Source organism: Burkholderia sp. MS455 (genome assembly GCF_016899445.1).
Taxonomy (GTDB): Bacteria; Pseudomonadota; Gammaproteobacteria; order Burkholderiales; family Burkholderiaceae; genus Burkholderia; species Burkholderia pyrrocinia_C.
In genome coordinates this window covers 1,948,739-1,974,884 of the sequence record NZ_CP041778.1, presented here as the reverse complement: position 1 = coordinate 1,974,884, position 26,146 = coordinate 1,948,739, and the positions used below count along the sequence as shown (strand labels likewise).

General features: G+C 66.5%; 27 protein-coding genes and 1 pseudogene. 15 read left to right on the top strand and 13 right to left on the bottom strand.

Annotated elements, in window-relative coordinates:
• Nucleotides 1-6 precede the first annotated feature (6 nt).
• From FPJ27_RS13480 to FPJ27_RS13460, 5 genes are all read left to right on the top strand, one after another.
• Entirely contained in the window at nt 7-945 is a 939-nt protein-coding gene (locus tag FPJ27_RS13480) for a helix-turn-helix domain-containing protein (protein WP_204421448.1), read from the top strand.
• A gap of 166 nt (nt 946-1,111) precedes the next feature.
• Nucleotides 1,112-2,320: a porin gene (locus FPJ27_RS13475; protein ID WP_204421447.1), complete on the top strand. Its 1,209-nt coding sequence runs from the start codon at nt 1,112-1,114 to the stop codon at nt 2,318-2,320.
• 189 nt (nt 2,321-2,509) lie between these two features.
• Complete coding sequence (locus FPJ27_RS13470; RefSeq protein WP_072442431.1) at nt 2,510-3,748, top strand: ABC transporter substrate-binding protein; 1,239 nt, start codon at nt 2,510-2,512, stop codon at nt 3,746-3,748.
• A 34-nt stretch (nt 3,749-3,782) separates the two neighbouring features.
• Nucleotides 3,783-4,652, top strand: coding sequence for a sugar ABC transporter permease (locus FPJ27_RS13465; protein WP_152865218.1), 870 nt, complete (start codon nt 3,783-3,785; stop codon nt 4,650-4,652).
• A complete protein-coding gene (locus FPJ27_RS13460) occupies nt 4,649-5,509 on the top strand; it encodes a carbohydrate ABC transporter permease (RefSeq protein WP_204421446.1) in 861 nt (286 codons plus the stop codon). The genes FPJ27_RS13465 and FPJ27_RS13460 overlap by 4 nt, the downstream gene beginning before the upstream one ends.
• Nucleotides 5,510-5,541: 32 nt before the next feature.
• Here FPJ27_RS13460 and FPJ27_RS13455 read toward each other — a convergent pair whose 3' ends face one another.
• Nucleotides 5,542-6,564 (bottom strand): LacI family DNA-binding transcriptional regulator, encoded by a 1,023-nt coding sequence (locus FPJ27_RS13455; protein ID WP_204421445.1) that lies wholly within the window; start codon nt 6,562-6,564, stop codon nt 5,542-5,544.
• A gap of 5 nt (nt 6,565-6,569) precedes the next feature.
• Here FPJ27_RS13455 and FPJ27_RS13450 point away from each other — a divergent pair, with 5 nt between their 5' ends.
• Nucleotides 6,570-7,490 (top strand): phosphatidylinositol-specific phospholipase C, encoded by a 921-nt coding sequence (locus FPJ27_RS13450; RefSeq protein WP_204421444.1) that lies wholly within the window; start codon nt 6,570-6,572, stop codon nt 7,488-7,490.
• On the opposite strand, the pseudogene FPJ27_RS13445 reads toward FPJ27_RS13450, so the two are convergent.
• Nucleotides 7,487-8,023: pseudogene (locus FPJ27_RS13445) on the bottom strand (dienelactone hydrolase); the annotation flags it as partial. The gene FPJ27_RS13450 and the pseudogene FPJ27_RS13445 overlap by 4 nt on opposite strands.
• A gap of 350 nt (nt 8,024-8,373) precedes the next feature.
• Between FPJ27_RS13445 and FPJ27_RS13440 the strand changes: the two are divergent.
• Nucleotides 8,374-8,817 carry a hypothetical protein gene (locus tag FPJ27_RS13440; protein WP_072442521.1) on the top strand — a complete coding sequence of 148 codons (444 nt, stop codon included), beginning with the start codon at nt 8,374-8,376 and terminating at the stop codon, nt 8,815-8,817.
• Nucleotides 8,818-9,023: 206 nt separating this feature from the next.
• On the opposite strand, the gene FPJ27_RS13435 is transcribed toward FPJ27_RS13440, so the two are convergent.
• Entirely contained in the window at nt 9,024-9,635 is a 612-nt protein-coding gene (locus tag FPJ27_RS13435; RefSeq protein ID WP_204421443.1) for a LysE family translocator, read from the bottom strand.
• 82 nt (nt 9,636-9,717) lie between these two features.
• Here FPJ27_RS13435 and FPJ27_RS13430 point away from each other — a divergent pair, with 82 nt between their 5' ends.
• The gene (locus tag FPJ27_RS13430; RefSeq protein ID WP_072442440.1) at nt 9,718-10,245 is read left to right on the top strand and encodes a GNAT family N-acetyltransferase; all 528 of its coding nucleotides are present in this window, start codon (nt 9,718-9,720) and stop codon (nt 10,243-10,245) included.
• Between the two features lie 18 nt (nt 10,246-10,263).
• Here the strand turns inward: FPJ27_RS13430 and FPJ27_RS13425 are convergent, their stop codons facing one another.
• The 4 genes from FPJ27_RS13425 to FPJ27_RS13410 all read right to left on the bottom strand — a co-directional run bounded on the left by FPJ27_RS13425 (nt 10,264) and on the right by FPJ27_RS13410 (nt 12,681).
• On the bottom strand, nt 10,264-11,325 hold the full coding sequence (locus FPJ27_RS13425; RefSeq protein WP_204421442.1) for an alkene reductase: 1,062 nt from the start codon (nt 11,323-11,325) through the stop codon (nt 10,264-10,266).
• An 82-nt stretch (nt 11,326-11,407) separates the two neighbouring features.
• Nucleotides 11,408-11,716, bottom strand: a complete 309-nt coding sequence (locus FPJ27_RS13420; protein ID WP_034180436.1) for a helix-turn-helix transcriptional regulator — start codon at nt 11,714-11,716, stop codon at nt 11,408-11,410.
• A 249-nt stretch (nt 11,717-11,965) separates the two neighbouring features.
• Entirely contained in the window at nt 11,966-12,424 is a 459-nt protein-coding gene (locus FPJ27_RS13415; protein ID WP_072442523.1) for an MEKHLA domain-containing protein, read from the bottom strand.
• A 29-nt stretch (nt 12,425-12,453) separates the two neighbouring features.
• A complete protein-coding gene (locus FPJ27_RS13410) occupies nt 12,454-12,681 on the bottom strand; it encodes a hypothetical protein (protein ID WP_204421441.1) in 228 nt (75 codons plus the stop codon).
• Between FPJ27_RS13410 and FPJ27_RS13405 the strand changes: the two genes are divergently transcribed.
• Together FPJ27_RS13405 and FPJ27_RS13400 are read left to right on the top strand one after the other, a co-directional pair.
• Nucleotides 12,680-13,843 (top strand): alpha/beta fold hydrolase, encoded by a 1,164-nt coding sequence (locus FPJ27_RS13405; protein ID WP_204421440.1) that lies wholly within the window; start codon nt 12,680-12,682, stop codon nt 13,841-13,843. The genes FPJ27_RS13410 and FPJ27_RS13405 overlap by 2 nt on opposite strands.
• A 122-nt stretch (nt 13,844-13,965) precedes the next feature.
• Nucleotides 13,966-14,331, top strand: a complete 366-nt coding sequence (locus FPJ27_RS13400) for a 3-phosphoglycerate dehydrogenase (protein WP_204421439.1) — start codon at nt 13,966-13,968, stop codon at nt 14,329-14,331.
• Nucleotides 14,332-14,371: 40 nt separating this feature from the next.
• Here the strand turns inward: FPJ27_RS13400 and FPJ27_RS13395 are convergent, their stop codons facing one another.
• The 4 genes from FPJ27_RS13395 to FPJ27_RS13380 all read right to left on the bottom strand — a co-directional run bounded on the left by FPJ27_RS13395 (nt 14,372) and on the right by FPJ27_RS13380 (nt 17,497).
• Nucleotides 14,372-15,511 carry a patatin-like phospholipase family protein gene (locus tag FPJ27_RS13395; RefSeq protein ID WP_072442446.1) on the bottom strand — a complete coding sequence of 380 codons (1,140 nt, stop codon included), beginning with the start codon at nt 15,509-15,511 and terminating at the stop codon, nt 14,372-14,374.
• Nucleotides 15,512-15,635: 124 nt separating this feature from the next.
• On the bottom strand, nt 15,636-16,097 hold the full coding sequence (locus FPJ27_RS13390; RefSeq protein WP_204421438.1) for a cupin domain-containing protein: 462 nt from the start codon (nt 16,095-16,097) through the stop codon (nt 15,636-15,638).
• Nucleotides 16,098-16,191: 94 nt separating this feature from the next.
• Nucleotides 16,192-16,533 (bottom strand): cupredoxin family copper-binding protein, encoded by a 342-nt coding sequence (locus FPJ27_RS13385; RefSeq protein WP_072442450.1) that lies wholly within the window; start codon nt 16,531-16,533, stop codon nt 16,192-16,194.
• 19 nt (nt 16,534-16,552) lie between these two features.
• A complete protein-coding gene (locus FPJ27_RS13380) occupies nt 16,553-17,497 on the bottom strand; it encodes a metallophosphoesterase (RefSeq protein ID WP_204421437.1) in 945 nt (314 codons plus the stop codon).
• A gap of 258 nt (nt 17,498-17,755) precedes the next feature.
• Here FPJ27_RS13380 and FPJ27_RS13375 point away from each other — a divergent pair, with 258 nt between their 5' ends.
• The 3 genes from FPJ27_RS13375 (at nt 17,756) to FPJ27_RS13365 (ending at nt 21,162) form a co-directional block, all read left to right on the top strand.
• Nucleotides 17,756-17,971, top strand: a complete 216-nt coding sequence (locus FPJ27_RS13375; protein ID WP_072442453.1) for a hypothetical protein — start codon at nt 17,756-17,758, stop codon at nt 17,969-17,971.
• Nucleotides 17,972-18,052: 81 nt separating this feature from the next.
• Nucleotides 18,053-19,804, top strand: coding sequence for an ABC transporter permease subunit (locus FPJ27_RS13370; RefSeq protein ID WP_072442454.1), 1,752 nt, complete (start codon nt 18,053-18,055; stop codon nt 19,802-19,804).
• 11 nt (nt 19,805-19,815) lie between these two features.
• Complete coding sequence (locus FPJ27_RS13365) at nt 19,816-21,162, top strand: nitrate/sulfonate/bicarbonate ABC transporter ATP-binding protein (RefSeq protein ID WP_204421436.1); 1,347 nt, start codon at nt 19,816-19,818, stop codon at nt 21,160-21,162.
• A gap of 27 nt (nt 21,163-21,189) precedes the next feature.
• Here FPJ27_RS13365 and FPJ27_RS13360 read toward each other — a convergent pair whose 3' ends face one another.
• A complete protein-coding gene (locus FPJ27_RS13360; RefSeq protein ID WP_072442456.1) occupies nt 21,190-22,068 on the bottom strand; it encodes a MurR/RpiR family transcriptional regulator in 879 nt (292 codons plus the stop codon).
• A gap of 361 nt (nt 22,069-22,429) precedes the next feature.
• Between FPJ27_RS13360 and ggt the strand changes: the two genes are divergently transcribed.
• Nucleotides 22,430-24,181, top strand: coding sequence for a gamma-glutamyltransferase (ggt, locus tag FPJ27_RS13355; RefSeq protein WP_204421435.1), 1,752 nt, complete (start codon nt 22,430-22,432; stop codon nt 24,179-24,181).
• A gap of 203 nt (nt 24,182-24,384) precedes the next feature.
• Nucleotides 24,385-25,713 carry a dicarboxylate/amino acid:cation symporter gene (locus FPJ27_RS13350; RefSeq protein ID WP_204421434.1) on the top strand — a complete coding sequence of 443 codons (1,329 nt, stop codon included), beginning with the start codon at nt 24,385-24,387 and terminating at the stop codon, nt 25,711-25,713.
• Here the strand turns inward: FPJ27_RS13350 and FPJ27_RS13345 are convergent.
• A complete protein-coding gene (locus tag FPJ27_RS13345) occupies nt 25,695-26,105 on the bottom strand; it encodes a DUF3331 domain-containing protein (protein ID WP_204421433.1) in 411 nt (136 codons plus the stop codon). The genes FPJ27_RS13350 and FPJ27_RS13345 overlap by 19 nt on opposite strands.
• Nucleotides 26,106-26,146 lie beyond the last annotated feature (41 nt).

The window sequence follows — 26,146 nt, the reverse complement described above, 5'->3', positions numbered from 1 at the left end:
GCGCCGATGTTGTTCCAGTCACGCTCGCACGAAGACGTGCACGACCACGGGCTCGCGATCGCGGGCTGGCATCAGGTCTACCGCCAGATGACGCCGGGCCGCTTCAGGGGCACGGTCACGCAGGTGCTGTACGACGATTTCCACTTCTTCCGCGAAACGACCAACCGGCGCGTCGCGCAAACCGGGCTCGCGCCGGCCGGACGCACGTCGCTCGCGGTGCCGCTGTCCGTGCCGCTCGCGGGCACGTTCCAGGGCCAGCCGGTCGACGGCTATGCGCTGCTCGCGCTGCGCGCCGGCGAGGATTTCGAATTCCATACGCCGGAAGGGATGGGGCTCGTCGGGATCAGCGCGGCGTCCGACATGGTCGACGAGCTGTGCGAGGCCGAATTCGGCGCGGCAGGCGCGCGCAAGCTGCGGCACGTGACGCGGCTGTCCGATGAGCAGGGCGTCGCGCTCGGCGTGCGGCTGTCGTCGTTGATCGACGATGCGCAGCGCAACCCGGGCCACCTCGAATACGCGGCCACCCGCAAGATGTTCCGCGACGCGATGCTCGGCATGTTCCTCGATGCGCTTGAACAGGGCATCGGCGTCGAGCGGCGCGACATCACGCATGCCACCTACAGCGACATCGTGAGCCGCTGCGAGAAGCATCTGCGCGACCGGCCCGAAGAACCCGTCACCGTGCTCGAACTGTGCCGCGCGCTGCGCTGCAGCCGCCGCACGCTGCAAACCAGCTTCCAGCGCGTTGCCGACGTCACGCCGGTCGGTTATCTGCGCACGATCCGGCTGAACGCGGTGCGGCGCATGCTGCGCACGACGCCGGTACAGCAGCTCGGCGTCGGCGAGGCCGCCGCGAGCTGGGGTTTCACGCATCTCGGCTATTTCGCGCGCGAGTATCGCGACCTGTTCGGCGAGCTGCCTTCCCAGACGACGCGTCCCGACTGACGCACGCGCACCGCGACGGCGTCGTCGGACATCGTCGCGGGCAGCGCGATCCATCGTTTGCCGATTTGAGATAGAGGTCCTGAATTTTCGCTGGATAGAGTCCCGTCACCCCTATCGACAACACGATCGATTTGCACTGCGAATCGACGACACCAGAGGACGGGACATGAAGATCGGACGACGACTGGCCGCGGCCGCGGCTACGCTGGGTTGCATGCACGCGCATGCGCAGGCCTCCGGCAGCGTGACGCTGTACGGCACCGTGGACACCGGTGTCATCTACTCGACGAACCAGCAGTTCACGCGCGCCGACGGCAGCACGGGCGGCGGCCATGCGTGGCAGATGGGCGGCGGCAACCTCGTGCCGTCCCGCTTCGGCTTCCAGGGCGCCGAGCCGCTCGGCGGCGGGCTCGACGCGGTGTTCACGCTCGAACAGCAGTTCCTGTCCGCGAACGGGCAGGCGCTGCAGGGCGGCACCGCATTCAGCCGGCAGGCGTGGGTCGGGCTGCGCCAGGACGGGATCGGCACGCTCGGCCTCGGCCGGCAATACGACTCGTACACCGACATGCTGGGCGCGTATGTGTCGAGCAACAACTGGGCGACGCCGTATGGCTCGCATCTCGGCGACGTCGATAACCTGAACGCCGCGTTCAATTTCAACAACGCGGTGAAGTTCACCAGCGCCGATTTCAATGGCCTCACGTTCGGCGGCACGTTCAGCTTCGGCGGGCAGGCCGGCGACTTTTCCGCGAAACGCGGTTATGCGGTGGCCGCGACGTACACGCGCGAGCCGGTGGCGTTCTCGGTCGGTTACCTCGACCTGCACCAGCCGCTCGATGCGGCGCTCGGCGGCGCGAGCGGCTATATCGGCGATTTCGCGTGCAGCAATCCGGGCGCGATGTATTGCCTGCTTCAGGACGCCGGCTCGATGCGCGCGTTCGGCGCGGGCGGCTCGGTGACGTTCGGCGCGGCGACGGTCGCGCTCACATACACGCATACGCGCCTAGGCGACAGCCGCTATTTCTCGACTGCCGAACAGCCGCGCACGCAGGCGTTCACGTTCGACATCGGCGAGCTGAACGTCACGTACATGTTCACGCCCGCGCTGCAGGGCGGCGTCGCGTACATCTTCAACGCCGCGCATACCGACGGGCGCGGCACGACGCGTTTCCACCAACTGAACGTCGGCACGAACTACAGCCTGTCGAAGCGCACGGCACTGTATGCGGTCGCGATCGGCCAGATCGCGAGCGGCACGGGGCTCGGCACCGATACGAACGGCAATGCGGTGAACTACGCGCAGATTCCGGTGCTCGCCAACAGCAACTCGAGCCGGCAACTGGCGGTGATGGCCGGGATCCGCGTGAACTTCTGACGGGGCCCGTGTGGTCGGGCGGGCAGGCGGCCGCCGGGCCCGGCGGCTGTCTCTTCCGCCGCGTGCCATAAATTCTTAACGATCGGCGTGAACAATGGCGTTCGCTTCAGGCAGCCGGAAGCGTCGCCCGCGTTGCACACGTGTGCAACGCCCGGCTGTCCCGCCACCACGCCGAACGAGAGAGACCCCATGACCTTGCTGAGCCGCCTGCGCGCGCTGTCCGCCGCCCTTGCGCTGTCCTTCGCCGCCACGCACGCCGTTGCCGCGGATCTCGTCATCGCAGGCCGTGACGACATCTACGGCAAGGGGCTGGCCGACGCCGTCGCCGGTTTCAACAAACTGCACCCGGGCACCGAGATCGAGCTGCTCAAGCTGCCGAACGCGAACCTGTACCAGAAGCTCAAGCTGTCGATGCGCGAAGGCACCGGTGCGTACGACCTCGTGATGATGGACGACACGTGGGCGCCCGAATTCATCGGCAACGGCTGGCTGAAGCCGCTGCCCGCGTCGCTCGCGGACGCCGATCTCGTGCCGTCCGCCGTCGCGCTCGGCCGCAACGCGGCCGGCGCGCTGTATGCGTTGCCGATCGTCGGCAACGTCGAGATGTTCGCGTACCGCAAGGACCTGCTCGCGAAATACAAGCTGCAGCCGCCGCGCAACTGGGACGACGTGCTGAAGATCGCGCAGACCGTCGGCGGCGCGGACAAGAGTGTGTCGGGCGTCGTGTTTCGCGGCACGAAGGGCAACCCGGTCGTGACCGGCTTCCTGCCGATCCTGTGGGCCTACGGCGGCGACGTGTTCGACCATGCCGGCAACGTGACGATCGATTCGCGCGAAGCGCAGGCCGCGCTGAAGACGTTCCTCGCGCTGAAGGCGTCCGCGCCGAAGGACGTCGACGTGTACGGCGCGGCGGAAGTGCGCGATGCGCTGCAGCGCGGCACGGCCGCGCAGTCGATCGAGGTGTGGCCTGCATGGGTGCCGGCGCTCGACGATCCGAAGCAGTCGCGCGTGGTCGGGCAGATCGCGCTGCAGCCGCCGCCCGGGCAGACCGCCGGCCCGGCGCCGATGCTCGGCATCTGGCAGATGGGCATTCCGAAGGACGCGCCGCACGCGAAGCTCGCGCAGGACTTCCTGGCTTACCTGACCGCCCGCGACACGCAGACGCGCCTCGCCGGAATCGGCATTCCGCCGACCCGCCGCAGCGTGTTCGCCGATCCGGCGCTGGTGCGCCAGTACCGCTGGTATCCCGATCAACTGAAGGCGCTCGAGGCTGGCCGTGCGCGGCCGCGCGTGAAGGACTGGCAGCAGGTCGAGAGCATTCTCGGCGACCAGCTGCAGCTCGCGCTGACCGGGCAGGCCGCGCCCGACGCCGCGCTGCGCCAGGCGCAGCAGAAGATCGCGCAGGCGATGGCCGCGGCCGGCAAGTGACGGCCCGCCTCGATACGTCGCCCGGAACCCGCGCATGAAAGCCTTCGGCCGCAGCCTGCCGTTCGTCGCGCTGCTCGGTCCCGCACTGCTGGTGCTCGCCGCGCTCGCGCTGTATCCGGTCGCGCAGGTGCTGATCGACTCGTTCTGCCGGGTCGACTATGCGGCCGGCCGCCGCGCGTTTGCGGGGCTCGCGAACTATCGCGCGGTGCTAGGCGACGACGCGTTCACGGCCGGCTTCGGCAATACGCTGCGTTTCACGATCGTGGCGTCGCTCGCCGAGGTCGCACTCGGCTTCGGCCTCGCGCTGCTGTTCGTGCGCGCGTTTCCGGGGCGGCGCATCGCGCTGCCGCTCGCGATCCTGCCGATGATGCTGTCCACGCTCGTGTGCTCCGCGATCTGGCGCAACTGGCTCAACTTCGACGGATTCCTGAACAAGTTGCTCGCGGCGTTCGGCATCGAAGGCGTGCGTTGGCTGTCGGATCCGCATCTCGCGCTGTGGTCGCTCGCGCTCGTCGACGTATGGCAGTGGACGCCGATGGCGTTCCTGATCGTGCTGGCGGGGCTGCAATCGATTCCCGGTGAACTGTACGAAGCCGCGCGCACCGACGGCGCGAGCGAGTGGCAGTGCCTGCGCGACATCACGCTGCCGCTCGCGGCGCCGCAGATCGGCCTCGCGCTGCTGCTGCGCTCGATCGACACGTTCAAGCTGTTCGACAAGGTCTATGCGCTGACGGGCGGCGGCCCCGGCAACGCCACGCAGACGCTGTCGACCTATATCTACGACACGGGCTTCCGCTTCTTCAACGTCGGGCCGGCGAGTGCCGCGTCGGTGCTGATGCTCGCGGCGTCCGCGCTGCTGGTCTCGGGGTATGTATGGCAGACGGTTCGCAAGCGGCGCGCATGACGGCGCAACCAGTGGGTATCTCGCGCGCGCGAACGGGCGCCGCATTCGGTCGCGCGATGCCGTGGGCGCTGCGTGTTGCCGCGCTCGCGCTGTTGCTGTTGCCGTGCCTGTGGATGGCCGGCGCGGCCTTCATGCCGACACTCGAGCGCCTCGATCATCCGTTGCGGATCTGGCCGGCCGCGCCGACCTTCGAGCATTTCGCGTCGGTATGGTCCAACGGCATCGGCGCGCCGCTCTTCAATTCGCTGCTGGTCGGATTCGGCACGACGCTGCTCGCGCTGGCTCTCGCGTTTCCGGCTGCGTATGCGCTCGTACGGCTGCGGTTTCCGGCACGGCTCGACCTGCTGTTCCTGGTGCTGGTACTCGCGTTGAAGCTGATGCCGCCGATCACGATCGCGGTGCCGCTGTTCGCGCTCGCGAAGCGGCTGCACCTGCTCGATTCGACGCTCGGCCTGATGCTCGCGTATCAAATCTACGCATTGCCGATGGCGATCTGGATGCTGCTCGCGTTCGTGCGCGACGTACCGGTCGAATACGAGGAAGCGGCCTGCATCGACGGCGCGGGGCTCGCGCGGCGGCTCGTGCAGATCGTGCTGCCGCTGTGCGCGCCGGGGCTGATCGCGACCGCGATCTTCGTGTTCATCGCCGCGTGGAACGAGTTCCTGATCGCGCTGCTGTTCGTGTCGACGCCGAGCCGCTTCACGCTGCCGCTCGCGATCGCCGGCTATGTGACGGAGAACGGCATCGACTGGGGCGACCTGATGAGCGCGGGCTTGATGGCGTCGCTGCCCACGCTGGCCGTGGCCGGCTATGTGCAGCGCTACCTGTTGCGCGGGTTCGCGGGCGGGTTGAAGTGACGCGCGGCAACGCCGCGCCCGATTTCACCGTGTCATGCGCAGCTATGCCGCACCACCTGCGTGACCGGCACGACACGCGTGCGCGACGGGCCGTCGAACGTCCGCATCCGGTCGGCGAGCAGGTCGACCGCGGCGTGCGCGAGGCCGCGCGTGTCCTGCCGGAGCGTCGTCAGCCGATAGGCGTCGTATTCGGCGGCCGGGATGTCGTCGAAGCCGACCACGCGCAGGTCGTCCGGCACGCGCAACCCGAATTCGCTGCGCGCGGCGTCGATCACGCCGAGTGCGAGCAGGTCGGACGAACAGAACACGCCGTCGGGCCGCTCGCCGGCCGCGAACAGTTGCCGCGCGGCGTCGACCCCGCACGCATGGGTGTCGGATTGGGTGTCGAGTACGCACGCGAGCGTCGCGTCGTATGCATCGCCGCGCCCGATCGCATGCTCGAACGCCGCGGCGCGCGCCTGTGCGCTGTAGCTCGCGCCGCGCGGCCCGACGAATGCGAGCCGGCGTGCGCCGGCCCGCACGAGCCGTTGTACCGCATGAACGGCGCCTGCCGCGTTGTCGCTGACGACGACATCCGCGCCCGGCAGGTTCGCGTCGCGGTTGATCATCACGACGGGGATCCGGTGTTCGAGATACTGCTGCGCCACCGACAGCGGCGGCGACGCGGACGTCATCACGAGGCCCGCGATCCGGTAGCTGAGCAGTTGCTCGAGCGATTGCCGGACCTGGCGCGGGTCTTCCGCGTTGGTCACGAGCGGCGTGAGCGCGCGCTGCCCGAGCGCGGCCATCAGGTCCGTCAACAGCCGCGCGCGAAACGGATTCTCGAAGCCGGCCGTCACGACGCCGATCATGCTGCTGCGCTGCGTGATCATGTCGCGCGCGATCAGGTTGACCTGATAGCCGAGCGCGCGCGCGGCGACCATCACGCGTTCGCGCGTTTGCGGCGCGATGCTCGCCGTCGGCGAGAACGCGCGCGACACCGCGGAGCGCGATACACCGGCCCGCGCCGCGACATCCGACGCCGTTACCCACGGTTTTCTTTCCTTGTCATTCATCGATCATGATCCGTTCGAGCCACGATACGCGCCCGCCGCCCGCCGACTGGATGTCGGCGCTCGACGATGCGCGGCTGCTGCATACGCTGACCCTACCGGGCAGCCATGACACCTGTGCGTATACGGTCGACGATCGGCTCGTTCGCACGCAGCGCGCGCCGCTCGATGCGCAGCTCGCGCACGGCGTGCGGCTGCTCGACATCCGCTGCCGGCACGTGCGCGATGCGTTCGACATTCATCACGGCGGCGTTGCGCTCGGCATGACGTTCGACGACGTGCTGGCAACCTGCACGCGCTTTCTCGATGCGCATCCGCGCGAATGCATCGTGATGTCGGTGAAGGACGAATGGCCGGCGCATGCGTGCACGCGCGGCTTCGATGCGACGTTCGACGCGCATCGCGCGCGCCACCCGCGGCTGCGCTGGCATGCCGGCAGCACGTTGCCCGCGCTCGGCGACGTGCGCGGCGCGGTCGTGCTGCTGCGGCGCTTTCGCAGCGGCCGGCCGCTCGGCATCGACCTGACCGCGTGGCCCGACAACGCGACGTTCACGATCGATCATCCCGACGGTGCGTTCGTGATCCAGGACGAATACCGCGTGCCAGTGGCTGCTTCGATCGACTGGAAGTGGCGCGCGATCGACGCGCTGCTCACGCATCTGCCGACACCGGAAAGCGGCCGCTGGGCGATCAACTTCTGCAGCGGGACGGGGATGGGCGCGAATCCGTCGACGGTCGCGCATGGCGACGGCCGGGTGCAGGGCATTCATGCGCGGCTGGCCGAACGATTGCGTGAGCAGCGCGGCCCGTGCGGTGCGATGCTGCTTGATTTCTGCGATGACGACGACTGGGCGCTGGTGCGCGCGCTGATCGAGTGCAACGACCATGCGCGGGCGCCGGCCGTCTGGCGCAAGGCGTTTCGCTGTTAGCGGAGCTTCGCGGTGAAGAACGCGAGCGCCTTTGCGTCGAGCGCTCGGTGAAAAGCGGCGCGATCGAATCCGTTTGCGTCGGTGCAAATCCGCGGCGCAATTTGTTTCAATGCGTCGGAACACGGCGCGACAAACGCGAAATGCGCGGTGTTCGGAACGACGTGGAATTCCGGCCGCTGCGGCAGCAAGCCAGCCAGCGCGGGGATCGTTTCCGGCTCCACGCCGTCGCCGCCCGATTCGGATGCCCATAGCTGGATCGGCGCATGTATATCTTTCAGCGTGTCGGCGCTCGGGAATTCGTCGAGCGGGTCGGCGAGCACGTAGGCCTTGATGCGCGGATCGTGCGTCAGCGGCTGGCGTGGCAGGTCATGGTCGCGGATTTGCTTGCAGATCAGCCAGGTCGGGTCCGGGCAGGCCACCCGCGCGTGCACGAAATCCGGATTGGCACCGGCCAGCACGAGGCCCGTATAGCCGCCGCGCGAAAAATCGAAGAAGCCGATCCGGGCGGGATCGATTCGAGCGGCGTCGGGTGCGCGGCGGGCCGCCGAGCCGACGTGCGTCGGCCGGATCCATGCCGCCGAACGTGTCGCGCCGACGATGGAGCGTCTGTTCTTCATCGAGTGCTTGTTGCCTCCAGGGCAAAAGAGCACTCATTCTTCAAACGGTGGAAGAAGCGCCCCTAGTCAGGAGCACGTGGATCGCAATTGATCATGCCCTGGTTCATTTCCTGTCGACGCAAATACGTGACTCGTGCATTCTTATGAGTATTCATCCGGCCGGCTTCCCGAAGCTTGAGGGTCGCGAGACTTTTAGTCATCCAGACTTTGACCGAATGAACGATAGTTTCAGCCTATTGAAGCTTCATCACTCGTGGAGGTCAATCATGGTTTTGAAACTTTACCCGGAGCATAAGAAACTTGCGCTGAACAGGGACATTGTTCACCGGGGTGCCGGTACCAAGGGCGTCATGCAATACGGCGTTGTGGTCTTTCACTTGCAACAGGTGTTGAGTCATTTCGCCAGACAAAAAAAATACGACATGTTCTATATCGGCGTCACCAGCAATAAGGAAGCCCGGCTGAAGGATCACCAAGTCAACAAGCCCGATTACACATGGATGGTTCCGGTATACGAGGAAGATGCCATCAATGTGAGTAACGCTTTCGATCTCATGGAACAAGAGGCCATCGATTTTTTCAGGACCGGCTTCACAGACACCAACAGTGGTCAGAAATTGGCATGCGGGAACGGTCCGAGGGGGGCTTCACCGAAGATGTGTCTCTATGTATTGGTCCGCGAAAAGCCAGGATTGAACGGAAAGACCTGAGCGCCCGGTACTACCAGGTTGAGCGACGGCCGTTCTGAACGAACCAGCCCGATCGCCGCGGCTGTCGTCGTGCTGGTGGCATGGCTCGCCGACAATCGACGCTTGAGGAAGCGCCTGCGTGACCGGGGGGGAAATCCGCGCTCACGGAGGTCGTGTCCCCGTACATCAGGCATGGCCGGATTCCACGACAACGCCGCGATACCGTATCACCGCGTCGCGATCGCCACCGCCGCACCCGCCATCGCGGCCGCGCTCGTGCGATTCGCGATCCGCTTCGCGCGCGCCGACGTCAGGAACGCCCGCGCACGCACCGCGAGCAGCGACCAGAAGCAGTCGGCGAGGATCAGCACCGCGAGCATCGTGCCGACCAGTTCGGCCCACGCGAGAACGCCCACGTGCGTCAGATCGACGATGGTCGGCAGCAGCGCAAGATAGAACAGCATGATCTTCGGATTGCCAAGCGTGACCAGCATGCCCGCGACGAACATGCGCCACGGCGACTGGCCGCGCGGCAGGTCGTCCGCGCCCGTCCCGGTCGGTGCGGTCCACATCTTCCACGCGAGGAACAGCAGGTATGCGACGCCGAGCAGTTTCAGCACGATCAGGCCCGTCTCGAACGTGCGTGCGAACGCGGACAGCCCGGCGACCGCGAGCGTGAGCCACAGTGCTTCGCCGAGCCACATCGCCGCGAGGAACGGCAGCACGTCTCGCACGCCGTTCGTCAGCACGCGCGCGACGAGCGCGGCGACGCTCGGGCCGGGCGTGCCGGCGGTGACGAGCAGGGCGAAGGCGAAGACGGCAAGCGCGGACAACGTCATGACGGACCTCGTGGATGGGCATTCGAAACGTATGAAGTTTCGATTATAGTGACGGCCGTTCCAGACTGCCTGAATTGCCGTCATGACTCCATCGATCCTGATCCGTCCCGCCACGCGGGAAGACGCGGCCGCGATGGCTGCCGTGGAAGTCGCCGCCGCGCAGCGGTTTCGCGAGATCGGCATGACCGACATCGCCGATGGCGAGCCGACCGATACGACCGACGTGCTCGCACGCATCGACGGCGGCCGCGCGATTGTCGCGGTCGATGCGCAGGGCACGTGCGTCGGGTTTGCGTTCTACCGGCTGCTCGATGCGCAGCGGCTGTATCTGGAGGAACTGGATGTCGCGCCGTCGCATGCCGGACAGCGGATCGGCGCGCGCCTGATCGAACAGGTGACGGCGCGCGCGGTGCAGCAGGGTATCGCGCAGGTCGTGCTGTCGACGTTCCGCGACGCGCCGTGGAATGCGCCGTACTACACGCGCCTCGGTTTCCTGATCATCGACGACGCGTCGCTCGACGATACGTTGCGCGCGGTCCGCGCGCATCACGTCGCGCGCGGGCTCGACGAGACGCAGCGCGTGTTCATGCGTGCGGACGTGCGCGCCTGAACACGTGCTGCCCGGCCGTCAGGCCGCGTCGCTCAGCGCCGGGTAGTCGGTGTAGCCCGTTTCGCCTTCCGCGTAGAACGTCTCCGGCACCGGCTTGTTCAGCGGTGCGCCGAGTTCGAGGCGGCGCGGCAGGTCGGGGTTCGCGATGAACAGCTTGCCCCATGCGATCGCGTCGGCGCTGCCGCTAGCGAGTGCGGCCTGCGCGGTGTCGGGCGTGAACTGCTCGTTCGCGATCAGCGGGCCGCCGAACGCTTCCTTCAGGCGCGGGCTCAAGTGGTCGCCCGAATACGATTCGCGCGTGAAGATGAACGCGATCTTGCGGCGGCCGAGTTCGCGCGCGACATAGCCGAACGTTGCCGCCGGATCGGAATCGCCCATCGTGTGCGCGTCGCCGCGCGGCGCGAGGTGCACGCCGACACGGCCGGCGCCCCACACGTCGACCGCCGCGTCGACCACTTCGAGCAGCAGGCGCGCGCGGTTCTCGATCGGGCCGCCGTAGGCATCGGTGCGGCGATTGGTGCTGTCCTGCAGGAACTGGTCGAGCAGGTAGCCGTTCGCGCCGTGGATCTCGACGCCGTCGAAGCCGGCCGCCTTCGCGTTTTCGGCACCCTTTCGGTACGCGGCGACGATGCCCGGAATTTCGTCGAGTTCGAGTGCGCGCGGCGTCACGTACGGACGCTGCGGGCGCACGAGGCTCACGTGCCCGCCCGCGGCGATCGCGCTCGGCGCGACCGGCAGGTCGCCGTTCAGGAACACCGGATCGGAGATCCGGCCGACGTGCCAGAGTTGCAGCACGATGCGCCCGCCGGCCGCGTGTACGGCCTGCGTCACCTGCTTCCAGCCTTCGACCTGCTCATCGGACCAGATACCGGGCGTGTCCGCGTAGCCGACGCCCTGCGGCGTGACCGAGGTTGCCTCGGTAATGATCAGGCCGGCCGACGCGCGTTCGGCGTAATAGCGGGCCATCAGTGCGTTCGGTACGCGCGTCGCGCCCGCACGGGAGCGGGTGAGCGGTGCCATCACGATGCGGTTCGGCAGAGTCAGTTCACCGAGGGTAACGGGATCGAACAGCGTGGGCATGACAGATAACCTCTTCTCGAAAGGCGGGCGCGCCATCGCGTCATGCGCAACGCGGGCCCGCGTGGCCGATACGGCCGGTTGGCTAGAGATCGCGGCGCAAAGCGTCGTGAAATGCGTCGATGACGGCCTCGTTGCGCCGGAAGAACGCCCACTGGCCGATCCGCGTCGACGTCACGAGCCCCGCGCGCTGCAGCGTCGCGAGGTGCGCGGAGACGGTCGACTGCGACAGCCCGCAGCGCGCGTCGATCTGTCCCGCGCAGACGCCGTGATCGTACGGCAGCGTCTGCGCCGGAAAATGCTCGCCCGGCGTTTTCAGCCAGTTGAGAATTTCACGGCGCACGGGGTTGGACAGCGCTTTAAGGATCGCGTCGATGTCGATTTCGGTCGGCATGGATGGAGCAGGTGTTTTCGGTCGGGCAGACGGGTATCGTCGATGGGCGAATCATATATCGTAATTTGACGATATGTTTGAAAGCACTGCTGGCTATGGGGTTGATAGCTGTCGACTAAGGCGATTCGCTATCGTCGTGCGAGGTTGACCGGCACTGCACGCATGGCTACCGCAGGCGCTCCTTCTACAGTTGGCGGACGCAACCAATTCCGGCTTTGCGTTGTCTCGCGCGGACCGCGAGTAATGCAATCAGATGTCGCGTGTACGGGGAATGACGACTGCCTGGCCGTGCAATCTGCCGTCCGTATCGAGAAGTTGCCACAGTGTTGCTTCCTCGATCATGAAGCGCTGGCCGGATTTCGTGATGCGAACCCCTTTGTAACCGGTCTCGTAACCAAGCCGCTGTACGCGTGCGAGGAATTGCTGCCGTTCCTCGCGATTCGGAGCTTCGGCAGAGAGCCGGGACGGAAGCCGGGTGATTTCATCCCAGCCATATCCGAATCGGCGCTGCGCGGCCTTGTTGGCATAGATAAAAAGCGGATCGGGGTCGGTATTGTGTGCAAGCACTGCGAACGGCGCGCTCTCGTAGAGCCACTCGGTTGCGTCATTCTCGGGAATGGTGGCCGGCACGAGCGGGCGACCGAGCAGTCGGGCATGGCTGTCGGCAAGCAACTGATAGAAGGCTGGATTGCGAAAGAGCGGAGTCATCTGACACATCACGGGAATATTGGACGCCGTTACGATACAGCAGCTTCATGCGACGCTGCGTATCGTGCCGGATCACGCGGATACGCCATTCCGAACATGGCAGCCGGGGGCGAAGCGCTGAACATGAGTGCGAGACTCAGCGCACCGATGCGAAACAGGTATTCGACTGAACCGCTTTCCGCAACGGATCGGCAGCGCGCGACGGATTCTGCGTCCATCGCCGTTAAAGTCATACCCGCAACCAGGTCCGTCGCCATGTCACTCATTTCCGTCGCCTTTGCAAGAATCCGGCTCTCTCGCGTGCTGCCGGCCGCCCGAACCCTGTCGTGCGCGATTCCGCTCGCGGCCGCCGGTGCCGCAATCGGCATGCTGGGCGGCGCGTGTCCGGCCGACGCCGCCACGCAGCGCGAACGTCTCGAGGCCCCGGTCAAGGCCGCGGCCGACCAGCGCGTGGCGGTCGATACGCCGCAAGGCAGCGCGGTGCTGCCCGTCTATGCCGATCATCCGCTCGACACGGCCGCGCCCGACGTCACGCGCGTCTTCATCGTGATTCACGGCACGCTGCGCAATGCCGACGCGTACTATGCGTCGGGGCTCAAGGTCGTCGAGAAGGCCGGCACGGCCGGGCAGGGCACGATGGTCGTCGCTCCGCAGTTCCTGACGCGCGCCGACACGCGCGCGTTTTCGCTGCCCGCGCAGACGCTGGCCTGGACCCAGGAAGGATGGAAGGGCGGCGAGCCGGCGCGCCAGCCGGGCCCGGTCAGTTCGTTCGCCGCGCTCGATGCGTTGCTTGCGCATTTCGCCGATCGCAGCCTGTACCCCGCGCTGTCGACCGTGGTCGTGATCGGTCATTCGGCCGGCGCGCAATTGCTGCAGCGCTACGCGGTGGCCGGGCACGAAGGCGATGCGCTGGTGCAGGCCGGCATTGCCGTGCGCTATGTGGTCGCGAACCCATCGAGCTACCTGTATTTTGACGACGAACGGCCGGACGCGCAGGCAATCGCGGGCGGCGCCTGCCCGCGCGCGACGCAATGGAAATACGGGCTGAAGTCGGCGCCGCCTTACGTCGCGTCGCAGGACGTGCGCGAACTCGAAACGCGCTACGTCGCGCGCCACGTCGTGTACCTGCTCGGGCAGGCCGACACGAACCCGTATACGCATTTCATCGACCGCTCGTGCGCGGCGATGGCGCAAGGCCCCTACCGGCTCGCGCGCGGGCTCGCGTATTTCGATTACCTGAAGAAGCGGCACCCGGACGATCTCGCGCAGCAGGTCGTCGAAGTGCCGGGCGTCGGGCACGACAATCTCGGCATGTTCACGTCCGCTTGCGGGCTGGCCGTACTGTTCGGCCAGGCGTTGCCGCAATCGTGTCCGGTCGTCGCCGAAACGGCGCCGGTCGTGCGCGCGGCGGGGCAGTGAGCGCGCGTGCGATAGGCGCGGCGACAATGGATCGATCAGGAAAATGCAGGAATCGACAAGATAAATTCATTTCCCAAGCTGGGGCTCACGGTTCAGGATGACGGCGTTGCCAGGAGCGCTCCATGAACATCACGATCCTCGACGATTACTTCGACACGCTCCGCACGCTGCGGAGCTTTCGCAAGTTGGACTGTCATGCGGTCACGATCTGGAACGGTCACGAGCCGGGCGTCGACGCGCTGGCTGAACGCCTGCGCGAAACGGCGACGATCGAGCCGTTGATCCTCGACCTGCTCGAATGGATCGGGCCACGTGCGCGGCCTTATGACGAGGTGATCGACGCATGGCGCACGTCGTGCCCGCGCCTGCCGGTGTGGGAGGAAGCCTGCGCGCGCGGCTACGTGGTCCGGCACCATGTACCCGGTGGCATCGCGGAGGTCAACGTGAGCGATGCCGGCCGCGCCCACCTCCGGGCCGCGCGCACCTGATCGCGCCGGGGCGATCGACAGGCGGTTGCGACGCCGCACGTCATGCCGTTTTTTCCCCAACCGGCGGCGCGTCCGGATCGAATACCGTCAATCCTTCCGTCGGGTCCATCGGCAGGTCCCACGGACGGGCGGCGATGGCCCGTCTCGCAGCGTCGTAGCCGGCCTGCCGGCGCGCCGCGATGCCGGCCGGCGTGAAATCGATGTCCTTCAACTGATTGTCGCCGTCGAGTCGCGGTGCCGCGAGCTTGATCAGGTGCATCGTGGTTTCGCACCCCCACGCGGCGAGCCGGCGCACGGCCGGCGACGCGCGTTCGGCTTCCGGCACGTGCCGGACCAGTTCGCGGATCACGTGGCGCAGCCGGTGGATCTGCTGCTGGCGCGCGATGTGGCTGTCGGTGCGGCTCGCGTACTGGATGTCCTTCTGACGTTCCGACACCTGCCAGATGCTCTCGGGCTCGGGGCCGGCCGGATTCCACATCTGCACCGAGAAGATGATCGAGCTCCGGCGCGGATTGTCGTCGAGCACGACCTCGACCGGCGTATTCGAATACACGCCGCCGTCCCAGTACGGCTCGCCGTCGATCCGTATCGCCGGGAACGCGGGCGGCAGCGCGCCCGAGCTCATGATGTGGTCGATTCCCAGGTGCGTGTCGCGCGAATCGAAATAGCGCATCGTGCCCGTGCACGCATTGACCGCGCTGACGGTCAGGCGCGGGCGGCCCGCGTTCAGCAGGCCGGGATCGATCAGCGACGCGAGCGTGTCGCGCAGCGGCGCGATCCGGTAGTACGACGCGCGATCGACGCCGAGGCGGACCATTGGGCCGAGCCACGATGCCGGATTGGGCTGGAAGAATCCCGCGATGCCGCCGCCGATGATCGTCAGCTCGGCCAGCATCTTGTCCCAGCCGGGCAGCAGCGCGGGCACGTCGAAGCGGGTCCGTTCGGTCACGCGCTGCCAGAACGTCAGCATCTTCTCGTAGCGCCGCTCCGGCGGATTCCCGGCGATCAGCGCGGCGTTGATCGCGCCGATCGACGTGCCGACCACCCAGTCGGGCCGGATGCCGGCTTCGTCCATCGCCTGGAAGACGCCGAGCTGGTACGCACCCAGTGCGCCGCCGCCCTGAAGCACGAGCACGACTTGCCCGGGGAGATCCATTCGTGCCGGCTGGCTCGCGGTCATGGCTTGCCTCGCTGCGTGTGACAGTGGGTCGGATCCGAACAGTTCGATTCAGTGTAGGCGATCGGCGGCGGGGGATCGGCATTGCCACGCGCATCGGCAGGCATGCGCCGCCGTACGGCGGGCGTCACGCGTCCGGGTACGGTGTGCCGTCCTTGTGCAGGAACCGGCCGTCGCTGCTCGGGCTCATCATGTCGATGTCGGGGCAGGTGATCACGTCGTCCGGCGAGCGCGAGCCCACCTCGAGATAGACGGCGACCGCGTTCGACCGGTTGACGAGGTGATGGCCGTTGCCGGAGCCTTTCGGAAACGCCGCGCAGTCGCCCGCGCGCAGCACGGTCTCGCCGCCGTCCTCGATCATCACGAGTTCGCCTTCGAGCACGTACACGAATTCGTCTTCGGCGGAATGCCAGTGGCGCTGGCTCGACCAGCCGCCCGGCGGCACGCGCATCAGGTTGACGCCGAAATCGCGCAACCCGCCGGCGTCGCCGAGGCGCTGGCGGATGCGCTGCGCGCACGGCGCGTCGAACGGCCGCGGATAGCCGCTGCCGCGGCGTTCGGGCACGGTGCGGAGGTCGATCCTGGGCATGGGCGGCTCCGTTTGCCACGCGGGCGAATGGGACGATGACCATTGTAGGCGGCCGCCGCCCGCAGTTCGTCCGCGCGTTTCGTGGCGGGCCGCTTCATTCGACGGTGATCGTCTCCTTCATGTACGGATGAATCCCGCAGAACACCTTGTAGACGCCCGGCTTGTCGAAGCGGAACGAGTACGTCTCGTCCTGGTCGAGCGCCTTCGAATGAAAGATGCCGGCGTCGTTGACGACGGTGTGCGGCTCCGCGTCGAGGTTCTTCCACGTGATCGTCGTGCCGGCCTTGATCGTGGTCGACATCGGCGAAAACATGAAGTTGCGGATCGTGACCAGCGGGCCGTCCGGGCCCTGCGCGAACGCGGCGAGCGGCGTGCCGGCGGCGGCCGCGCACAGGATCAGCGCCGCGATGATTTTTGGTTGCTTGAAGCGGGTCATGTCGGTCTCCTTATGTCTATCAGGCCAGCGTCGCGTCGTGCAGCGCCGACGCGGCCGGGTGCCCGGCGAACTCCACCGTCGTCACGCCGAGCATCTTCGGCAACTGGTCGCGCGGCACCGTGAGCGGCACGGGGCCCGGGCCGTTGCCGGCCGTCGGCTGCGGGAATGCGGTGGAACGCGCCGTGTGGAACGTCACGTTGCCCTCGACCTTCGACACGATCTGGTGGATGTGCCCGTTCAGCACGGTGACCGAGCCGAAGCGGCGCAGCAGCGCCATCGTCTGCGGCGCATCGCCGGTGCCCCAGCCCCACGGCTCGTAGATGGTCCACATCGGCATGTGCGAGAACACGACGATCGGTGTGCTCGACGAGCGGCCCTTCAGATCCTGCGCGAGCCACGCGAGCTGGTCGTCGCCGAAGCTGCCGAGCCCGTTCGGCTTGAAATGCATCACGTTGACGAGGCCGATGAAGTGCACGCCCGCATGATCGAAGCTGTAATAGCCGCGGTTGTCCGACGCCTTGCCGAACCGGCTGAAATATTCGGCGCCCGAACCGTCGGTGACGTCGTGCTCGCCGGGCACCGTATGCAGTTCCGACACGCGCAGCGCGGACAGCAGTTGCGACGCGTGGTCGAATTCCTCCGGCTTGGACAGGTGCGTGATGTCGCCGGTATGGATGGTCAGCGCGGGCATCGCCGGCATCCCGTTGACGAGTTCGATCGTCTGCCGCAGCGTGGCCGACACGTCGGGATTGGCGTCCTTGTTGAAGCCGATGTGCGTGTCGCTGATCTGCACGAACAGCGGCCGGCCCGCGTCGGCCGGGCGTGCGTCGCCGGTTTGCGCGAGCGCGAGGTCGAACGGCGTCAGGATGCCGCCCGACAGCGTAAACAGCGTGCCGAGGCCGCCGAAGGCCATGCATTGCAGGGCCTTGCGGCGCGACGGGCGGGTGGGATTCGATGAAGACATGGGAGCCTCGCAATCGTATGACGAAACGGGACGGCCGGATCGTCCTGGAATAAACCGGCGCCTTCGTGTGCCATACCGGCGCAGCGACGGTTTTATTCCCGCGATGCGTGAATTCGGCCACCGGTGCCGGCGGACGCGCAAGGCGGCCGTCGGGATGCCGAACGATGACTTGTTAATGTCCTGTAATCGATACGTCACATTTGCGTCATGGCCGCCCGATAGCCTGCGACACCGAGTCACCTCTCCGGAGCCCCCTTCATGCCGAATCTCGCGGCAACGGAAACCAGCGGCGCGGCCAGCCAGCGCACCCGTACCCTCAGCTTCGCGCTGTTTTTTCTGATCATTGCCTGCGGCATCGTCTATAGCCTGCGCTGGGACACGGTGCGCAACCTCATGCTCGCGCGGGTGCTGACGCTGCCCGCGTCGATCGCGCTGTCGGCAGTCCTGTACCGGGCGCTGCGCGGGCTGTTCTGACCGGCGTTGGCCGACGCAACGCCCGGTCGCGCGGCACGCGGCCGGTCCCATCGAATTTCAATCCGACACAAGACGCTACCGATGGATATCAGTTTCGATCCGAACCGCACTGCGCACGCCTCGGCGTGGCGCGTGCTCCCCAACCGCTGGGATGCCGTTGCGTTTCCGCTGATCATCTGCCTGCTGGCGATGGCGATCGTCGGCTTCCATCAGACGATGGCGCCGATCGGCGTGCTGCAGACGCAGAAGATCTCGCTCGATCCGTCGAACTTGCCCGAATACGCGTTGCGCACCACGCTGCGGATGCTGGCCGCGATGGTCGCGTCGCTCGTGTTCACGCTCGTCTATGGCACGCTCGCCGCGAAAAGCCGCCGTGCGGGCATGGTGCTGATCCCGATCCTCGACATCCTGCAGTCGGTGCCGGTGCTCGGCTATATCTCGTTCACGGTCACGTTCTTCCTCGCGCTGTTCCCGGGCCGCGTGCTCGGCGCGGAGCTTGCGGCGATCTTCGCGATCTTCACGAGCCAGGCATGGAACATGACGTTCAGCTTCTACCAGTCGCTGCGCACGGTGCCGCGCGACCTGAGCGAAGTGTCGCGCGGCTTTCACCTGACGCCGTGGCAGCGCTTCTGGAAGCTCGATGTGCCGTTCTCGATGCCGGGCCTGATCTGGAACATGATGATGTCGATGTCGGGCGGCTGGTTCTTCGTCGTCGCGTCGGAGGCGATCACCGTCGGCAACCAGACGATCACGCTGCCGGGGATCGGCGCGTATCTGGCGCAGGCGATCTCGGCGAAGAATATCGGCGCGGTCGGCTGGGTGATCGTCGCGATGTCGGTCGTGATCCTGGCGTACGACCAGTTCCTGTTCCGCCCGCTCGTCGCGTGGGCCGACAAGTTCCGGATGGAGAACACCGCGTCGGGCGATGCGCCGCAATCGTGGCTGCTCGACATGATGCGCCGCACGCACCTGATTCATCAGTTGCTCGTGCCGGCCGGCTGGCTGCTGTCGCAGGCCGCGCGGATTCCGCTGCGCGTGCCGTCGCTGAAGGGAGTACGGTCGCGCAGTGCGTCGGCACGCGGCTCGTCGCGCATCGGCGACATCGTGTGGGGCGTGTTCGTGGTCGTGCTGACGGTGTACGTCGTGTGGCGCGTCGTCAGCTTCGTCGCGACCGGTGTGACGATGGGCGAAGTCGGGCACGTGCTCGTGCTCGGGCTCATCACGCTGCTGCGCGTGATGGTGCTGATCGCGATCGCGTCGGTGATCTGGGTGCCGCTCGGCGTGCTGATCGGGCTGCGCCCCGCGCTGGCCGAGAAGATCCAGCCGCTCGCGCAGTTCCTTGCCGCGTTCCCGGCCAACCTGCTGTTCCCGGTGTTCGTGATCGTGATTGTCCACTTCCACCTGAATGCCGACATCTGGCTGTCGCCGCTGATCGTGCTCGGCACGCAGTGGTACATCCTGTTCAACGTGATCGCCGGCGCGATGTCCTATCCGAACGACTACAAGGAAGCGACGAAGAATTTCCGCATCCGCGGCTGGCAGTGGTGGCGGCAGGCGGTCCTGCCCGGCATCTTCCCGTACTACGTGACGGGTGCGATCACCGCGTCGGGCGGCGCGTGGAACGCGAGCATCGTGTCCGAGTTCGTGCAGTGGGGCGACACGAAGGTCGTCGCGCACGGCCTCGGCGCGTACATCGCGCAGATGACTGCCGCCGGCGACTTTCCGAAGATCATCCTGGGCATCGCGGTGATGTCCCTGTTCGTTACCTTGTTCAACCGTCTGCTGTGGCGTCCGATGTACGCCTATGCGGAATCCCGGCTCCGTCTCGATTGAGAGTAAGCGCGATGCAAAATTCGACCGTTATCAACGCCCCTGTCAAGACATCCCAGCCGCTGCAGCCGCCGCGCCTCGGCGAAGAAATCCTGCGCGTCGAGCATGTGAACCGCGGCTTCAACAAGTCGCAGGGCGAACTGCTCGTGCTCGACGACGCGAACCTGTCGCTGCGCGAAGGCGAAATCGTCGGGCTGCTTGGCCGCTCCGGCTCGGGCAAGTCGACGCTGCTGCGAATCATCGCCGGGCTGATCGAGCCGACCGGCGGTGAAGTGACCTACCTCGGCCAGCCGCTGCGCGGCCCGGCCGAAGGCGTCGCGATGGTGTTCCAGACCTTCGCGCTGTTCCCGTGGCTCACCGTGCTGCAGAACGTGGAGGCCGGCCTCGAGGCGCTCGGCGTCGGCGCGCGCGAGCGGCGCGAGCGCGCGCTGGCCGCGATCGACCTGATCGGTCTCGACGGCTTCGAGAACGCGTACCCGCGTGAGCTGTCGGGCGGCATGCGCCAACGCGTGGGCTTTGCGCGCGCGCTCGTCGTCGATCCGACGATCCTGCTGATGGACGAGCCGTTCTCGGCGCTCGACGTGCTGACGGCCGAGACGCTGCGTACCGACCTGCTCGACCTGTGGACGCAAGGGCGGATGCCGATCAAGTCGGTGCTGATCGTCACGCACAACATCGAGGAAGCCGTGTTCATGTGCGACCGGATCCTCGTGCTGTCGTCGAATCCGGGCCGCGTGATCGCCGAGATCAAGGTGCCGTTCAAGCACCCGCGCAACCGTCTCGACACCGATTTCCGCAAGCTCGTCGACGACATCTACGCGAAGATGACGGCCCGCCAGACCGGCGAGGCGACGAAGAAGGGGCTCGAGCTCGGCAGCTGGCTGCCGCAGGTGTCGACCAACCTGATGGCCGGCCTGATCGAAACGCTCGCGATGGCGCCGTACCATGGCCGTGCCGACATGCCGGAAATCGCGCGCACGCTGCATCTGGAAGTCGACGAACTGTTTCCGATCGCCGAAGTGCTGCAGTACCTCGGTTTCGCGGACGTGCGGGAAGGCGACGTATTTCTGACGCCGCCCGCGCGCGTGTTCGCGGAATTCGGCACGCAGGAGCGCAAGCTGATGTTCGCGGATCACCTGCTGAAGCACGTGCCGCTCGCCGCACGGATCAAGAAGGTGCTGAACGAGCGCCCGGGCCATCGTGCGCCGCGCGTGCGCTTCGAGCAGGAGCTGGAAGATTTCCTGTCGGACGAAGCGGCCGAGGAAACGCTCGACGCGGTGATCGACTGGGGGCGTTACGGCGAAGTCTTTTCGTATAACGACAAGACCGAGGTGTTCAGTCTCGAGGATGTCGAGAGCTGACGCCCGCACCCGAATGGCGAGCGATCGTCATTCGGGCAAATCGCGCTGGTTGGCGTCCAGATCGATCCCCCCGGTATTGAGATGCTCGATCTTTTCCATCCGCTGCCGCGCCAGCTCCGGCAGCCGGTTCGTCACGCCGATCACGAGCGCTTCCGCGAGCGCCAGCGCCGGCACATTGGTCTGCAGCATCGCGAACGGGCGCCCGTGGATCCGCAGCACGATCTCCGCGAACTTGCCGATCGGCGACATCCATTCGTCGGTGATCAGCAGGATCCGCGTGCCGAGCCGGTGCGCGGCCTGCGCGAAGCGGATGCTGTCCTTCTGGTAGCGGCGAAAGTCGAAGATGACGAGTACGTCGTTGCGCCCCATGTCGGTCAGTGCGACCGACGCGAGATTCACGTTCGGTTCGACGTACTGCACGTGCGGGCGCGCATAGGCCAGCGTGAACGAAAACAGCGATGCGAGCGGCGCCGTGTAGCGCCCGCCGCCGCAGAAAATGCGGACGTCCGGATCGGCCAGCAACGCCACGGCTGCGTCGAACGCGGCTGCGTCGAGCCCTTCGATCGTGGCCGCGAGCGATTCTGACAGCCGCTGGAAAATCGCCGAATGGCTGTCGCGCAGGCCCGTTTCCGAATGGAACGCATCCATTCGCGCGAGCGGCGAATTCATCGCCGTGTCGATCTCGTCGTACAGCGCCTGCTGGAACGACGAGTAATTCGGAAAGCCGATCCGGCCGACAAAGCGGAACACGGTCGGATCGCTGACTTCAGCCTGCTTCGCGAAGCTCGCGATCGGCCCGAGGCCGAGGCTCGGATAGCGATCCAGCAACGCGTGCGCAACCTTTTGTTCCGACGGCGTGAAGCTATCCATCTGGGATAACAGCAACGCCCTGATGCTCGTCCCCATCGGGCACTCCAGCTCTCTTATCTGAATGACAAACGGCAGACGTGCGTCTGCCGGGACTCCACGCATGTTAGCCGATCGACGTGCGGCGAGACGCGCGCGGGCCGAAATTAGAGGGACGTATCACTCGGCCATGCGGTCCCTTCATCGATGTAATGAAATGAACATTTCCCCGGAAGCGTTTTCGCTCGTATTCGCTACGAAATTCAGTAGTAACCCTAGGTTTTGGCGAAAAAAAGCGAGTGCTATGATCGCGGCCTCGCCGGAATGTACCGTTTATTACATGCCGGATCGGCAGCGTTGGCACGCGATGACGCGGCGGCGCATCCCGGCATGGCCCGGTTATTTGTCTGGAGGATTCCGCATGAGGCGGCTCGTCGTACTCACCCTGTTGTCGGCTTTGAGCGTGTGCGCGTTCGCCGCTTCGGACCCCGCGGTTGAAGCGAAGAACGGCATGGTCGTGTCGTCGCAGCACTTCGCATCGCAGATCGGCGTCGACATCCTGAAGCATGGCGGCAACGCGGTGGACGCGGCGGTGGCGGTCGGTTATGCGCAGGCGGTGACCAATCCGTGCTGCGGCAACATCGGCGGCGGCGGCTTCATGACCGTGCATCTGGCCGACGGCCGCGATCGCTTCATCAATTTCCGCGAGACCGCGCCGGCCGCGGCCACGGCGAACATGTACCTCGACGCGTCGGGCAACGTGCGCCCGGGCGAAAGCCTGTACGGCTATCGCGCCGTCGGCGTGCCGGGCACGGTCGCCGGCCTCGATCTCGCGCAGCGCAAATACGGCAAGCTGACGCGCAAGCAGGTGATGGCACCCGCGATCCGACTCGCGCGCGACGGCTTCATCCTGACGCGCGGCGATACGGACATCCTCGACACGACGATCGACCGCTTCAAGAAGGACCCGGATGCGGCGCGCATCTTCCTGCGGCCCGACGGCACGCCGCTGCAGCCGGGCGACCGCCTGGTGCAGAAGGATCTGGCCCGTACGCTGGAGCGGATCGCGGCGCAGGGGCCCGACGCGTTCTATCACGGCGAGATTCCGAAGATCGTCGAGGCGGCGTCGAAGCAGGCGGGCGGCCTGATCACGGCGGCCGATTTCGCGTCCTACCGGGCCGACGACATGGCCCCGCTGAAGTGCACGTACCGCGGCTACGAGTTCGTGTCGGCGCCGCCGCCGAGTTCGGGCGGCGTGACGATGTGCGAGACGCTGAACATCCTCGAAGGGTATGACCTGCGCAAGCTGGGCTATCACTCCGCGGCGTCGGTCCACTACATGACCGAAGCGATGCGGCACGCGTACGAGGATCGCAACACGCTGCTCGGCGATCCGAACTTCATCGACAATCCGGTCGCGAAGCTGACGAGCAAGGAATACGCGGCGCAAATCCGCAAGAGCATCCATGCCGACACGGCGACGCCGTCGGTCGACGTGCAGCCCGGCGTCGGCGTGCACGAGAAGCCGGAGACGACGCATTACTCGATCGTCGACCACGACGGCAATGCGGTATCGACGACCTATACGGTCAACGGCCGCTTCGGCGCCGTGGTCATCGCGCCGGGCACGGGCTTCTTCCTGAACGACGAGATGGACGACTTCACCACGAAGGTCGGCGTGCAGAACCTGTTCGGCCTCGTGCAGGGCACGCGCAACTCGATCGCGCCGGGCAAGCGCCCGCTGTCGTCGATGGCGCCGACCATCGTGACGAAGGACGGCAAGGTGTTCATGGTGGTCGGTTCGCCGGGCGGGTCGCGCATCATCACGATCACGCTGCAGACCGTACTGAACGTGATCGACTACGGGATGACGCCGCAGGACGCGGTCGCCGCGCCGCGCATCCATCATCAGTGGCTGCCCGACGAGGTCTATTACGAAACCTACGGCCTGTCGCCCGACACGCTCGCGATCCTGCGCAACATGGGCTACAAGATGGTCGAGCAGACGCCGTGGGGCGCGGCCGAGCTGATCATGGTCGGCCTGCCGGGCACCGAAGCGGCGAGCCGCCAGAGTTCCGGGAACGATTCGTCCGTGTCCGGCAACGTGCGTGTCGGCTTCATCTACGGCTACAACGATCCGCGCCGTCCGGCCGGATCGGCGATCGGCTACTGACCCGATCGCATCATGCTGAACCGCCGCCGCCCGCATTCGCGTTTCCGCGAAGGCCGCGACGGCGGCAGCGCGTCCGTTCGCGGACATCCGCAAGCACGATCGGCGCCTGTGCGTGGCATTGCGCGTACGACCGGCTTGCCACACACGTGCCCTGACACGCACCTTTCATCCGTCAACCCCTTCACCGTGCGACGAATCCCGTTATGAACAAACGAATGTCTGCGGCAGGCTGGATCCTGCTCGCGATGGCGGCCGGCATCTTCATCGGCTACCTGATCTTCACGCAGCTTCCCGACAAGCAGTCGGCCGCGGAAATCGCCGGCTACATCTCGCTCGTGTCCGATGTGTTCCTGCGGCTGATCAAGATGGTGATCGGCCCGCTGGTGTTCTCGACGCTCGTCGTCGGCATTGCGCACATGGGCGATGCGTCGTCCGTCGGGCGCGTGTTCGTGAAGGCGCTCGGCTGGTTCGTCACCGCGTCGCTGATCTCGCTGCTGCTCGGGCTGCTGATGGCGAACCTGCTGCGGCCCGGCGAGAACCTCGGCCTGCCGCTGCCGGACATCGGTGCGTCCGCGCATCTCGCGACGTCCAAGTTCACGCTGAAGGATTTCGTCGGCCACATGGTGCCGAAGTCGTTCGCCGAGGCGATGGCGAACAACGAGATCCTGCAGATCGTCGTGTTCTCGCTGTTCTTCGGCGTTGCGCTGGCGGCGCTCGGCGAGCGCGGCAAGATCCTCGTCGCCGCGATCGACCAGTTGTCGCACGTGATGCTCAAGATCACCGGCTACGTGATGAAGCTCGCGCCGCTCGCGGTGATGGCGGCGATGGCGTCGACCGTCGCGATCAACGGGCTGTCGATCCTGCTGAAGTTCGCGGTGTTCATGGGCGACTTCTACGTGAGCCTCGTGCTGCTGTGGGCCACGCTCGTCGCCGCCGGGCTGCTGTTCCTCGGCCGCCGCGTGTTCAAGCTGCTCCTGCTGATCAAGGAAGCGTTCATGCTGTCGTTCGCGACCGCGAGCTCCGAGGCCGCGTATCCGAAGATCCTCGACGCGCTCGACCGTTTCGGCGTGCGGCGCAAGATCGCGAGCTTCGTGATGCCGATGGGCTATTCGTTCAACCTCGACGGCTCGATGATGTACTGCACGTTCGCGTCGCTGTTCATCGCGCAGGCCTACAACATCCATCTGTCGCTCGGCACGCAGGTCACGATGCTGCTGATCCTGATGCTGACGTCGAAGGGGATGGCCGGCGTGCCGCGCGCATCGCTCGTCGTGATCGCGGCGACGCTGCACCAGTTCAACATCCCGGAAGCCGGGCTGCTGCTGATTCTCGGCGTCGACACGTTCCTCGACATGGGCCGCTCGGCCACGAATGCGGTGGGCAACTCGATCGCCAGCGCGGTGGTCGCGAAGTGGGAAGGCGAACTGATGTCGGAAGCAGAGGCGGAGGTGCATGCCGCGCATCTCGATGCCGAACTGGAACGGCAGAACAACGATCCGGCCTACGGCGCCGGTCAGGCTGCGTCGAGCTGACCTCGAGCGGTGCAGGCTTCGTCGATGCACGCCGCCAGCACCATCGCGGCGGCGTTGCCCGGCGTCGAGCCGAGCAATTGCGGCGCATAGACGCTGTCGCCGATCCCGATCGGCCGCCCCGACAGCGCGCAGGTGCCGCGCTTGCGCGTCGTGAACAGCCGCCATTTCTGGTAGCCGTAGTGCCCGGTGCACGCATCGCACCACGAAATCATCGCGGTGTCGGCCGTGGGCCGCTCGAGCACGCTGATGGTCGGCCGGCTCGTCGCGTCCCACGACGGCAGCCGGTCGCGCGTGACGCTGCGCCGCCGCGTGCCCCACGATAAGGACGGCATGTCGAAGCTGCCGCCGATCGCGGCGACGGTCATGAGCCAGGGCGCTGCACTGTCGTTCATGTCTGTTGTCCTCGAAACGTTACGCGACACCGCGATGCGCG